Here is a 12,042-nt window from a genome sequence, read left to right on the forward strand (position 1 = left end):
AGTGAACATCGCCCTGCGCTACGCCGCGCGCTCCGACGTCGGGCTCGTGCGCTCCAACAACCAGGACTCCGGCTACGCGGGCCCGCACCTGCTCGTCGTCGCGGACGGCATGGGCGGACACGCGGGGGGCGACGTCGCGTCCTCCATCGCGATCGCCGCGCTCGCCCCGCTCGACGGCGAGTCGCACGGCCCGGACGACGCGCTGGCCGAGCTCGAGCGCTCGATCGACCACGCCCGCCAGGACCTCGTGGACCGCAGCGTGACCGACCCGGAGCTGGTCGGCATGGGCACGACGGTCACCGCGATCCTGCGCGCGGGCAACAAGCTCGCCATGGCGCACCTCGGCGACTCGCGCGCCTACCTGCTGCGCGACGGCGAGCTCAACCAGGTCACGACCGACCACACGTTCGTCCAGCACCTCGTCGACACGGGGCGCATCTCGGCGGACGAGGCGGAGACCCACCCCCAGCGCAACGTCGTCATGCGCGTGCTGGGCGACTTCGACATCGACCTCACGCCGGACATGTCCGTGCGCGAGGCGAAGCCGGGCGACCGCTGGCTCCTGTGCTCGGACGGCCTGTCCGGGTTCGTCAGCCAGGAGACCATCGCGCAGACGCTCGCCGACACGGACGACGTCGACGCGTGCGCCGACCACCTGCTCCAGCTCGCGCTGCGCGCGGGCAGCACGGACAACGTGACGGTCGTCGTCGCGGACGTCGTGGACGTCGACGCCCTGCCCGACGGCGGGGCCCCTGGCACGGGCGCGCAGGTCGTCGGGTCCGCGGCGATCGACCGCGACGCCCCGACGTCGGCCGCGGACGGCCCGGCGGCCCGCGCGGCCGCGCTCATGGCGAGCACGAAGGCGACCGCCCCGGCCGAGGACCCGGACGCCGACGCGGCGGACGAGGACGGCGCGGAGGGTCGCACCACCCCCGAGGGCTCCGGCGACGACGAGGACGACGTGCGTCCCGGTCGCGCGCCCCGGCGCTGGGTCACCGTGGTCGCCATCCTTCTCGTGGTCGCGGGCCTGGGCGTCGCGGGCTGGGCGGGCTACCGCTGGACGCAGTCGCAGTACTACGTGGGCGTCGCCGACGGCCAGGTCGCGGTGTTCCGCGGCATCCCCGAGAACGCGGGCCCGGTCACGCTGTCGACCCCGATCGAGCTCACCGGGACGCGCGTCGACGACCTGCCGGGCTACGTCGTCGACCGCCTGGAGACCACGATCCCCGCGGAGTCGCTCGAGGACGCCCGCGCCCGCGCCGAGCGGCTGGTGGCCGAGGCCGCGGAGGACACCACCGAGACCCCCGCGACCGACGGCTCGACGGACGGGACCACGGGCGGGACCCCCGACGACGCGACGACGGGGACCCCGGAGGCCGACGCGCCGGCCGTGACCCCCGCGCCCACCGACGGCGCCGGCTCGGGGGCCTGATGGCCACGGTGGAGACCACCGAGGTGCGCCCCGGCCGGGGCGCGGAGCTCGGTCTGCTCGTCCTCGCGCTCGCGCTGGGCATCGGGGCGTACGCGCTCGTGGGTCTGCAGCTCACGGGCGAGCTCCCGGGCCGCTTCTACGTGTACAGCATCGGCACGGTGGTGCTCGCGGGCGCCGCGCACGTGCTGCTGCGGTTCAAGGCGCCGTACGCGGACCCGGTGATCCTGCCGATCGCCGTCGCGCTCAACGGCATCGGCCTCGCCATGATCTTCCGCCTCGACCTGGGCTCGCAGGTCACGGGCGGCGAGCAGGACCTCGCGCCCCGCCAGCTCCAGTGGACCGCGCTGGGCATCCTCTGCGCGTTCGCCGTCGTCTGGTTCCTGCGCGACCACCGCACCCTGCGCCGCTACACGTACACCGCGATGATCGCGGGCATCGTGCTCGTCGCGCTACCGCTCGTCCCGGGCCTGGGCACCCGCATCAACGGCGCCCAGATCTGGATCAACCTGTTCGGCTTCTCGCTCCAGCCGGCCGAGTTCGCGAAGGTCGCGTTCGCGATCTTCTTCGCGGGGTACCTCGTGACGAACCGCGACACGCTCGCGCTCGCCGGCCCCCGTGTGCTCGGCCTCCAGCTCCCCCGCCTGCGCGACCTCGGGCCGATCATCATCGTCTGGCTCGTCTCGCTCGCGATCCTCGTGTTCGAGCGCGACCTCGGGACCTCGCTCCTGTTCTTCGGCCTGTTCGTCGCGATGCTCTACATCGCGACCGAGCGCGTGAGCTGGGTCGTCATCGGTCTGCTCCTCATCGCGGTCGGCGCCGTGCTCGCGGCGTCGACGTTCGGGCACGTGCAGGCGCGCATCGACGTGTGGCTGCACCCGTTCGACCCGGAGATCTTCGGCCGCAGCCCGGGTGGCTCGGGCCAGCTCGTGGGCGGCCTGTTCTCGCTCGGCAACGGCGGCCTCTTCGGCACGGGCTGGGGCGCCGGCTACCCCCGCACGGTCCCGTACGCGTTCTCCGACTTCATCTACGCGTCGCTCGGCGAGGAGCTCGGGCTCACGGGTCTCATCGGCATCCTGCTCGCGTACCTCGTCCTCGTGGAGCGCGGCCTGCGCACCGCGATCGGCGTGCGCGACGGGTTCGGCAAGCTGCTCGCGGGCGGCCTCGCGTTCGTCATGGCGTGGCAGCTCTTCGTCGTGGTCGGCGGGATCACGCGGATCATCCCGCTCACGGGCCTGACCATGCCGTTCGTCGCCCAGGGCGGGTCGTCGCTCCTCGCGAACTGGCTCGTCGTCGGGCTGCTGCTGCGCATCTCCGACGACGCGCGCCGGCCCTCCTCCCTGCCCGTGCGCGGGCAGGTCGCGCCCGGCGGGGCGCGCAGCCGCACCGACTCCGACCCGGTCGCGGTCGTGGGCGGCGGCGCGGCCGTGGGCGCCCTGCCCGACGACGCCCCCACCACGGTCGGCGCGCCCGCCGTCCCCGGTCCGTCCACGGGCCCCGCGCGCGCGACGACGGGCGTCCAGCCCGCCGTCGGCCGCAGCGGGGAGGTCCCCGACCACCCGGACGAGCTGCGGACCGAGGTCGTGCAGCGACCGGACGCAGGCGCCGAGACCGACCGTGACCCCTGGGGAGGAGCCCGGTGAACGTCCCCCTGCGTCGCGTCGCGACCGTCGTCCTCGTGATGTTCCTCGCGCTCATGGTGTCGACGACGTACATCCAGTTCGTCCAGGCCGACTCGCTCAACAACGACTCGCGCAACGCCCGCACGATCTACCGCGAGTACAACAAGTTCCGCGGCCCGATCGTCGTCGCGGGCGACGCCATCGCGTCCTCGACGCCGGTGGACGACGCGTTCGGCTTCCAGCGCCAGTACTCGAACGGCCCGCTCTACGCACCCGTCTCCGGCTTCCTGTCGCTCACCAACGGGCGCACGGAGATCGAGGACAAGGAGAACGACTACCTCAACGGCGAGGCGAGCTCGCTGTGGCTCGACCGCCTGAGCGCTCTCTTCACGGGGCAGCAGCCGCAGGGCGCGTCCGTCGAGCTGACGATCGACCCGGCGGCCCAGCAGGCCGCGTGGGACGCGCTGGGTGACCAGCGCGGCGCCGTCGTCGCGATCGAGCCGAAGACGGGCCGCGTCCTCGCGCTCGTGTCGAAGCCGAGCTACGACCCGAACGAGCTCGCGACGCACGACACCGCCCTCGCGCGCCAGCGCTACCAGGGGCTGCTCAACGCCGAGGGCAACCCGATGTCGAACCGGGCCATCCGCGGCAACACGTACCCGCCGGGCTCGACGTTCAAGATCGTCACCTCCGCTGCGGCCCTCGAGAGCGGGCAGTACACGCCCGAGACCGTGATCCCGGCCCCGGACGAGCTGCCGTACCCCCAGTCGACCCAGACGATGAAGAACTTCGGCGGCACACGCTGCTCGCCCACGGGCGAGATGACCCTCGCGGACGCGCTGCGCATCTCGTGCAACACCGCGTTCGGCGACCTGGCCATGACCCTCGGCGAGGACGCGATGCGCGACCAGGCCGAGGACTTCGGCTTCGACGCCTCGCTCGAGATCCCCATGGACGTCACGCCGAGCCGCTTCCCCGCCGAGGGCACGCCGGGCGCGGACGCCGCCGGGATCGCGCGCGCCGGCATCGGCCAGGGCGAGGTCAAGGTCACGCCGCTCCAGATGGCGATGGTCGCCGCCGCGATCGCGAACGACGGCGTGCAGATGGCCCCGTACACCGTCGAGACGATCCGCAACCCCGACCTCGACGTCGTCCGGCAGTCCGAGCCGCGCCGTCTGCGCACCTCGGTCTCGCCGTCGACGGCCGAGCAGCTCACCCAGATGATGGTGGGCGTCGTGCAGAACGGCTCGGGCAAGGCGGCGCAGATCCCGGGCGTGCAGGTCGCGGGCAAGACGGGCACCGCCGAGACGGGCGGCGAGGCCGCGCCGCACGCGTGGTTCACGAGCTTCGCCCCGGCCGACGACCCGCAGGTCGCGGTCGCGGTCATCGTCGAGAACGGCGGCTCGATGGGCAACGAGGCGACGGGCGGCGCGATCGCCGCGCCGATCGCCCGCGCCGTCATGGAGGCGGTGTTGAACGGATGAAGCCGGTCCGGGGGCTGACGCTCGGCAACCGCTACCGCCTCGTGCGACGCATCGCCGTCGGCGGCATGGGCGAGGTGTGGGTCGCGGCCGACGACGCGCTCGGCCGCGAGGTCGCGGTCAAGGTCCTGCGGAGCGAGTACGCGGGCAACGAGGACTTCCTCAACCGCCTGCGCACCGAGGCCCGCAACAGCGCTGCGCTCTCGCACCCCAACATCGCGCAGATGTACGACTACGGCGAGACGAACGGCTCCGGGTACCTCGTCATGGAGCTGGTCGTGGGCGAGCCCATGGCGGACCTGCTGGAGCGCGAGCCGGTGCTCCCGCCCGCGCGGCTCCTGCCGATCCTCGCGCAGACCGCCCGCGCGCTGCACGCCGCCCACCTGTCCGGCGTCGTGCACCGGGACGTCAAGCCCGGGAACATCCTCATCGACCGCTCCGGCACGGTGAAGATCACCGACTTCGGTGTCTCGCTCGCGGCCAACCAGGTCCCGATGACCGCGACGGGCATGGTCATGGGCACGGCCCAGTACCTCTCGCCCGAGCAGGCCGTCGGCCAGGCCGCCACCGGCGCCTCGGACATCTACGCGCTGGGCATCGTCGCGTACGAGTCCATCGCGGGGAACCGCCCGTTCACGGGGTCCACGCCGGTGGACATCGCGGTCGCGCACGTCAACGAGCCGGTGCCGCCGCTGCCCACGTCGGTCGACCCGGAGCTCGGCGAGCTCGTCATGGTCATGCTCGCCAAGGACCCGCTGGCGCGGCCCCACCCGGCCGACGCGCTCGCGCGCGTCTTCGAGGGCATCGCCGCGCGCCTCGCGAGCGACCCCTGGTCCGCCCGCACGGGGGCGCCCGCCCCCACGCGCCGCGCGCGCCGGGCCCGCCCCACCGCCGACGACGTCCCCGCGCCCGAGCCGGACCCGGCACCCGTCATCACGCCGCTCGTCATCCCGGCCGCGGTGCGCGACCCGCACGCGACGGACCCGGCGAACCCGTGGGTCGCCCCCGAGCCCCGTCGCGCCGCGCACGCCGCGCAGGCGGACGTGCCGCCGCCGTCGGCCGCGACGCCCCCCGGCCCGCCCGACGACGACGCCACCCGCGTCCGCCCGCTCGGCCGGCACGGCGGGACGGTCCCGGCGACCGCCGAGCCCGTCCCGGCGCCGCCCGCACCGGACGACGCCGCGCCCGGCCCGGCCCTCCCGTGGGAGCGCCCCGTCCCCGCGGCCCCGGCGGACGACCCGGCCGCCCCGCGGTCGTACCCGCCGCGTCGCGAGATGCACGGTCCGACGCGCTCCTCACGACGGCCGCAGCCCACCCGCGCGGGCACGCGCCCGGCCGGCGCGCCCGGGGGTCCGGCGGGCTCGACGCGCGCCGAGCACGTCGCCCCGGCGACCCGCGCCGAGGCCCGACGACAGTCGCAGTCGGCACCCGTGCCGTCGCGCTCCGCGGGGCGCCGCACGTCGACCACGACGGGCCGCCGCCTGGGAGGCCTGCCCAACGGCCTGACCTGGCCCCTCGTCGCCCTCCTGGGCCTCCTGCTCGTGCTGGTGATCGCGACGATCGCCACGCTCGGGGACCGGGACGGCGACGGCGGCGACGCCGCCCCCGTGCGCGGCGCCGAGACCTCCGTGGAGGTCGCCGTGCCGGACGCCGAGACGCTCCCCGGACGGGTGACATCGTGACGACATCGTGGTGTTCCCCGCGTGGCCGCAGGGTCGCGGGTGGGATGATTGCGCCAGCTGTGCCGTGGGCGGACGCGCCCACGGCTCCGACGACACCGAAGGACGAATGAGTGGTGGACAACGCTCCCCGAGTGCTTGCCGGGCGCTACCAGGTCGGTGAGCTCATCGGCCGTGGTGGCATGGCCGAGGTGCACATCGGGCACGACAACCGCCTCGGTCGTACCGTCGCGATCAAGATCCTGCGCTCCGACCTCGCGCGCGACCCGACCTTCCTCGCGCGCTTCCGCCGCGAGGCCCAGGCGGCGGCGTCCCTCAACCACCCGGCCATCGTCGCGGTCTACGACACCGGCGAGGACGTCCACGCGGACGCCACGGGCAACTCGGTGCACGTCCCGTTCATCGTCATGGAGTACGTCGAGGGCCACACCGTGCGGGACATCCTGCGCGACGGCCAGGCCGTCCCGATCGACGAGGCGGTCGAGATCACGGCGGGCGTGCTCGCCGCGCTCGAGTACTCGCACCACGCCGGGATCGTGCACCGCGACATCAAGCCCGCGAACGTGATGATCACGCCCACGGGCGCGGTGAAGGTCATGGACTTCGGCATCGCCCGTGCCATGGCGGACTCGGCCGCGACGATGACGCAGACCCAGGCCGTCATCGGCACCGCGCAGTACCTCTCCCCGGAGCAGGCGCGCGGCGAGACGGTCGACGCGCGCTCCGACCTGTACTCGACCGGCTGCCTGCTCTACGAGCTGCTCACCGGCCGCCCGCCGTTCATCGGCGACTCGCCCGTCGCAGTGGCCTACCAGCACGTGCGCGAGGCGCCCGCGACGCCGAGCGCGATCGCTCCCGACGTGCCCGAGGTGCTCGACCGCATCACGCTCAAGGCGCTCGCGAAGGACCGCACGGCGCGCTACTCGAGCGCCGCCGAGTTCCGGGCCGACCTGGAGAACGCCGTGCGCGGCGGGTCGATCACGGCTCCGGCGCTCGGCGTCGCGGCCGCCGCCGCGGGCCTCGGCGCTGCCGCCGCGGCCGCCGACCTCCAGCCGACGATGGTCGAGTCCGCGACGCAGGTCATGACCCCGGCCGCCGCGGCGGCGAACCCCTGGGCGACCAGCGCGGCTCCCGCCGTCCCGCCGGGGGAGCAGCCACCGGGTGAGGACGAGGAGCAGCCCAAGAGCCGCAAGGGCCTCATGTGGACGCTCATCGCCGTCGGCGTGCTCGCGCTCGCCGCGATCATCACGATGATCGTCATCAACAGCCAGGGCGAGGACGAGCCGACGACCGGCACCGTCCCGACCCTGTCGGCGGGCGTCACGCCCGCGGAGGCCGAGCAGAGGATCACCGAGGCGGGCTTCGAGTACGCGCAGGCGATCGACCAGGACTCCACGGAGCCCGAGGGCACGTTCACCCGGACCGACCCCGCCGGCGGCACCACCCAGGAGCTGGGGGTGACCGTTACCGCCTTCTTCTCGGCCGGTCCCGACGCCGTCACCATCCAGGACCTCAAGGGCAAGACGCAGGAGGAGGCCCGGCAGTACCTCTCCGACGCCGGGCTCAACGTCGGCGACGTCAACACGGAGGACTCGCCGGACGTCCCGAAGGGCGCGGTGACGAAGACCGACCCCGGCGCCGGCCAGTCCGTGCCGGCGGGCTCGACGGTCAACCTGTTCGTGTCGAGCGGCCTCGTCGCCCTGCCGGACGTCACGGGCCAGCAGTTCGACGCTGCGAAGTCGACCGTCGAGGCGCTCGGCCTGAAGGTCGACCGCAGCGACGAGGAGTCCGACGAGCCGGAGAACCAGGTCCTCTCGCAGCAGCCCAACGCGGGCAGCGTCCCGCAGGGGTCGACCGTGACCCTCAAGGTCGCGATCCCGCGCGCGGCGGAGACGACGACGGTGCCGTCGAACCTCGTCGGGATGACCGAGGACCAGGCGAAGGACGCGCTCGGTGGTGCCGAGCTCAACGTGGGCACCCGCCAGACGCAGGAGTCCGACCAGTGGCCGGCCGGCGTCGTGATCGGGTCCGACCCGCGCGGCGGGGCAGAGGTCCCGGTCGGCACCCAGGTGTCGCTCATCGTCTCGACCGGACCCGGACCGTCGAACGGTGGGAACAACGGCGGCGGGAACAACGGCGGCGGCAACGGGAACGGCGGAGACGGCGAGGGCTGACCCACCGCCCCCGGGCCCTCCACGACGACGGGCCCTCACCTCCACGGAGGTGAGGGCCCGTCGTCGTGCGGCGCGTCCGAGTGGCGGCAGACAGACGGGGGCCGGTGCCGCGCGGTGCTCGCTAGTGGCGCACGAGCGGGGCCATGCCCGCGGAGCGCTCGACGGCGCCCTCCAGGCCGCACGCCTCGAGCCAGTTCGCGAGCAGGCGGTGGCCACCCTCGGTCAGCACGGACTCCGGGTGGAACTGGACGCCGTGCAGCGGCAGGTCCTTGTGCTGGAGGCCCATGATGACGCCCCCGGCGGTCGTCGCCGTCACCTCGAGCTCGGCGGGCACGGTGTCGCTCACGACGGCGAGCGAGTGGTACCGCGTCGCGGTGAACGGGTGGGGGAGGCCGGCGAGCACGCCCTCGCCCTCGTGCTCCACGAGGCTCGTCTTGCCGTGCATGAGCTCGGGGGCGTGCGTGACCGTCGCGCCGTACACCTCGGCGAGGGCCTGGTGGCCCAGGCACACGCCGAGCATCGGCGTGCGCGACGCGGCGCACGTGCGGATCACGTGCTCGCTCTGCCCGGCCTCCTTCGGCGTGCCGGGCCCGGGGGAGACGAGGACGCCGTCGAACACGGTGCCGTCCGCGTCGCGGAAGCGCCCTTCGGCGTCGGGCTCCGGCACCGCGTCGTTGCGCACGACGACGGTCTGCGCGCCCAGCTGGTCGAGGTAGCCGACGATCGTGTAGACGAACGAGTCGTAGTTGTCCACGACGAGGATGCGGGTCGGGTGGGTCATCGCGGGGCCTCCACGGACGCTGCGCCGGCGGCGTCGGTCTGGATGTTGGGGTCGTTGAACGGCATGTACTCGGACACGAGCGGGAACAGCCACTCGAAGCACGCGAGCACGACGGCGGCCGCGAGGACGAGCAGGATCAGCACCCGCAGCCACGCCGGGCCGGGCAGCACGCGCCACAGCGCCCCGTACATCACGAGCCTCCTTCGGCGGCGGGAGCGGTCTGGCCGACGAGCTCCGGCGGCGTGCCGTCCTCGACGGGCATCCAGTAGTCGAACTTCGCGTTGACGATGTACCGCGCGACGAGCGAGTTGAGGCCGATCGGGTGGCACGTCGTCAGCGTGAGGTACCGCTCGGTGGGCTCGACGCCGGGCTGCCACGGGACGGGCGCGATCGCCTCGACCTGGTCGGGCTTCACGGCCTGCATGTGGTCGACGCGGTAGACGTACCACGTGCCGTCGGCCTCGACGACGATCGGGTCGCCGATCTCGAGCTCCTCGACGTCGTGGAAGATCTTGCCGTACGTCTGCCGGTGCCCGGCGAGGGAGAAGTTCCCGACGGCGCCCGGCATGACGGTCTCGGGGTAGTGCCCGGCCATCGCCTGGTCGAGGATCGACCGCTTGTCGGTGCCTTCCGCGATCGGCATCATCTTGCCGTCCCAGCGCGGCACGTAGAGCGTGCCCCACACCTCGCCGAGCGCGGGCGCGGCGGGGACGGGCGGGTCGTCACGCAGGATCGTCGTACCGACGTCCGCCGCGTCCGGCGTCGGCGCCTGGATCTCCTCGAGCACCTGCGCCTGGACGCGGTCCGCCTGGACGTCCGTCCACCAGAGCTGCCAGACGACGTACAGGCCGAGCAGGATCCCCAGCGTGATGAGCAGCTCGCCGAGCACCCCCACGACGGCGGACACCGGACCGCGACCCGAGCCGCGGTGCCCCGCGTGGCGGGCCGGTGCGGGGGTCGTCGCGGTCACGACGCCACCGCGTCGGACGGGCGCGCGTAGCGGAGCTCGAGCGCCCCCTGGTAGCCCGGCATCTCGATGTCGCTCTCGTCCTCGACCGACCAGCCGAGGTTCACCGCGTCGACGTACTCCTTGTACACCTGGACGCCCGGCGAACGGTCGAGCGCGTCGCGCAGGGCCTCGGGGTCGCCCACGGCCTCGACGACGTAGGGCGGGGAGTACACGCGGCCGTGCAGCAGCAGGATGTTGCCCGCGCAGCGGAACGCCGACGTCGCCGTGACGCGCTGCCCCTGGAGCGTCATCGCCTCGGCACCGCCCGCCCACAGCGCGTTGACGACGGACTGGATGTCCTGCTGGTGCACGACGAGGTCGTCGGGGCGGATCCCCGCCGGGTAGCTGCCCTCGGGGGGCGCGTCGTCGAGCGTCACGGAGACGCCGGCGCCCTCGACGGGCGTCGTCCCCGCGGCCACGGCCGTGCGCGCCGCGAGGTCGGGGTCGACGCCGGCGGGCGCGTCCCCGGTCTGCGACAGGTCCGCGACCTCCGCCGTCAGGGCGTCGACCTGCGTCGCGAGGTCGGCCACGCGGTCGGACTCGCGGTCGACGAGCTGCGCGAGGTTCTCCGGGTGCCGGGACTCGTCGCCGCGCGCGAGGCGCGCGTTCGCCGTGAACATGACCCCGGCGAGCGCGAGGACGAGCGCGACCGTCACGGCGGACCGGACGCGACGCGCGCGCGGCGTGCCGCCCGGGGCGGACGACGGCCCCTCGGCGGGGTCGTCCGGGCCCGTGGCGGCGGGGTCCGTGGTGCTCACGCGACCGTCTCCTTCCTGGGGGCGGACGAGGTCGTCGACCGGGTCGGCGTCGTGCGTCGGCGTGATGCGTCGGCGTGGTGGACTGTGTCGTGCTGAGTCGTGCGCGGCACACCTCGCGGCACGTCCTCCGCGCGCGGTGTCCGTGCCTATTGTGTGCGCCCACTACGCTAGTCGACGAACGTCGTCCACGATCGTGACGGACCTGTGCTCCGGCAGAGCCTCGCGGCCCGTCGACGACCTTCGCCCGACCCATGCACGGTTCCTGCACGACGACGGCAGGCGTCCGCTCCCGCGGTGCGTCTCGGCGCCGGCGCAGCGAGCCCCACCAGGACAGGAGCCCACCCTCGTGCCCGAGTCGAAGTCGCGCAAGAAGCCCAAGCCGCAGCGTCCGCCGAGCGTGCCGAAGCCCGAGACGGGCAACCCGCGCTGGCTCGTGCCCACGATGCTCGGGCTCATGCTCGTCGGGCTCGCCTGGATCGTGCTGTTCTACCTCAGCGGTCCGAAGCAGCTCCCCGTCCCGCCGCTCGGCGCGTGGAACCTCGGGGTCGGCTTCGCCTTCATCATCGCGGGCTTCGCGCTCACGACGCGCTGGAAGTAGCCGTTGCCCGGGGAGCCCGCGGCGCGCGCGACGGAGCGCGCACCCCGGGCCTCCCCGGCACCATGCACCGCCGGCGGGGAGCTACACGTCGGGCTCCAGGGGATGCGATCCCCGCGACGGTGAGGCGCCACTGCGCCCCCGCTCGGCCGCCCGACCCGCGGTACTGCGCCTGCGGGCCGGCGACAGGCCCGGTGATCTCTCCCGCCGTCGCACGCCGTCCCGTACCCCCGCCACCGCCGCTGAAGCCCGTCCTGCGGCGGCTGCAGCGCCCGGGGCTCAGCACCCGCGTCCTGACGGCCTCGGGCCCCTCGAGCGCCGCGCCGCGATCCTGATCGCCCCCTCGTCCGAGCCGGGAAGAGCCCGTCTCCGCTCCCGACGACCAGGAACGGGACGATGAACGAGGCCCCCCACCGGTCGGGTCCACCACCCGCGCGGAGCGCCGACGGCGCCGCACCTCTCGGCACTGGCTGATCACTCGACACCCGGTGAAATTGTCATACACTTTGCGCTC

At 74.0% G+C, this 12,042-nt stretch carries 10 protein-coding genes; 6 read left to right on the forward strand and 4 right to left on the reverse strand.

The features are described from left to right. The first annotated feature begins 1 nt into the window (after position 1). The 5 genes from E1O70_RS00240 to pknB all read left to right on the forward strand — a co-directional run bounded on the left by E1O70_RS00240 (position 2) and on the right by pknB (position 8,385). Complete coding sequence (locus E1O70_RS00240) at positions 2-1,432, forward strand: Stp1/IreP family PP2C-type Ser/Thr phosphatase (RefSeq protein ID WP_061268261.1); 1,431 nt, start codon at positions 2-4, stop codon at positions 1,430-1,432. Next, positions 1,432-3,072: an FtsW/RodA/SpoVE family cell cycle protein gene (locus tag E1O70_RS00245; protein WP_082774584.1), complete on the forward strand. Its 1,641-nt coding sequence runs from the start codon at positions 1,432-1,434 to the stop codon at positions 3,070-3,072. The genes E1O70_RS00240 and E1O70_RS00245 overlap by 1 nt, the downstream gene beginning before the upstream one ends. Beyond that, entirely contained in the window at positions 3,069-4,535 is a 1,467-nt protein-coding gene (locus E1O70_RS00250) for a peptidoglycan D,D-transpeptidase FtsI family protein (RefSeq protein WP_061268262.1), read from the forward strand. Before E1O70_RS00245 ends, E1O70_RS00250 begins: the two co-directional genes overlap by 4 nt. After that, positions 4,532-6,214 carry a serine/threonine-protein kinase gene (locus E1O70_RS00255; RefSeq protein ID WP_082774585.1) on the forward strand — a complete coding sequence of 561 codons (1,683 nt, stop codon included), beginning with the start codon at positions 4,532-4,534 and terminating at the stop codon, positions 6,212-6,214. The genes E1O70_RS00250 and E1O70_RS00255 overlap by 4 nt, the downstream gene beginning before the upstream one ends. Before the next feature lie 110 nt (positions 6,215-6,324). Further along, positions 6,325-8,385, forward strand: a complete 2,061-nt coding sequence (gene pknB, locus E1O70_RS00260; RefSeq protein WP_061268263.1) for a Stk1 family PASTA domain-containing Ser/Thr kinase — start codon at positions 6,325-6,327, stop codon at positions 8,383-8,385. A 121-nt stretch (positions 8,386-8,506) separates the two neighbouring features. Here the strand turns inward: pknB and E1O70_RS00265 are convergent, their stop codons facing one another. Genes E1O70_RS00265 through E1O70_RS20235 form a run of 4 tightly spaced genes read right to left on the reverse strand, consistent with a single transcriptional unit; the run spans position 8,507 to position 10,933 of the window. Continuing rightward, positions 8,507-9,166, reverse strand: coding sequence for an aminodeoxychorismate/anthranilate synthase component II (locus E1O70_RS00265; protein ID WP_061268264.1), 660 nt, complete (start codon positions 9,164-9,166; stop codon positions 8,507-8,509). After that, a complete protein-coding gene (locus tag E1O70_RS00270) occupies positions 9,163-9,357 on the reverse strand; it encodes a hypothetical protein (protein ID WP_034650515.1) in 195 nt (64 codons plus the stop codon). The genes E1O70_RS00265 and E1O70_RS00270 overlap by 4 nt, the downstream gene beginning before the upstream one ends. Continuing rightward, on the reverse strand, positions 9,357-10,136 hold the full coding sequence (locus E1O70_RS20230) for a class E sortase (RefSeq protein WP_061268265.1): 780 nt from the start codon (positions 10,134-10,136) through the stop codon (positions 9,357-9,359). The genes E1O70_RS00270 and E1O70_RS20230 overlap by 1 nt, the downstream gene beginning before the upstream one ends. Next, positions 10,133-10,933 carry a DUF881 domain-containing protein gene (locus E1O70_RS20235; protein ID WP_240696548.1) on the reverse strand — a complete coding sequence of 267 codons (801 nt, stop codon included), beginning with the start codon at positions 10,931-10,933 and terminating at the stop codon, positions 10,133-10,135. The genes E1O70_RS20230 and E1O70_RS20235 overlap by 4 nt, the downstream gene beginning before the upstream one ends. 346 nt (positions 10,934-11,279) lie before the next feature. On the opposite strand from E1O70_RS20235, the gene E1O70_RS00280 reads away from it, so the two are divergent. After that, entirely contained in the window at positions 11,280-11,531 is a 252-nt protein-coding gene (locus tag E1O70_RS00280; protein ID WP_021483485.1) for a cell division protein CrgA, read from the forward strand. The last annotated feature ends 511 nt before the right edge of the window (positions 11,532-12,042 follow it).

It is taken from the genome of Cellulosimicrobium funkei (assembly GCF_004519295.1).
Taxonomy (GTDB): domain Bacteria; phylum Actinomycetota; class Actinomycetes; order Actinomycetales; family Cellulomonadaceae; genus Cellulosimicrobium; species Cellulosimicrobium funkei.

Bases quoted from the DNA above. Each gene is read 5' to 3' on its own strand.
- E1O70_RS00255 (WP_082774585.1), top strand. From the start codon at position 4,532: ATGAAGCCGGTCCGGGGGCTGACGCTCGGCAACCGCTACCGCCTCGTG.
- E1O70_RS00245 (WP_082774584.1), top strand. From the start codon at position 1,432: ATGGCCACGGTGGAGACCACCGAGGTGCGCCCCGGCCGGGGCGCGGAG.
- E1O70_RS00265 (WP_061268264.1), bottom strand. From the start codon at position 9,166: ATGACCCACCCGACCCGCATCCTCGTCGTGGACAACTACGACTCGTTC.
- E1O70_RS00270 (WP_034650515.1), bottom strand. From the start codon at position 9,357: ATGTACGGGGCGCTGTGGCGCGTGCTGCCCGGCCCGGCGTGGCTGCGG.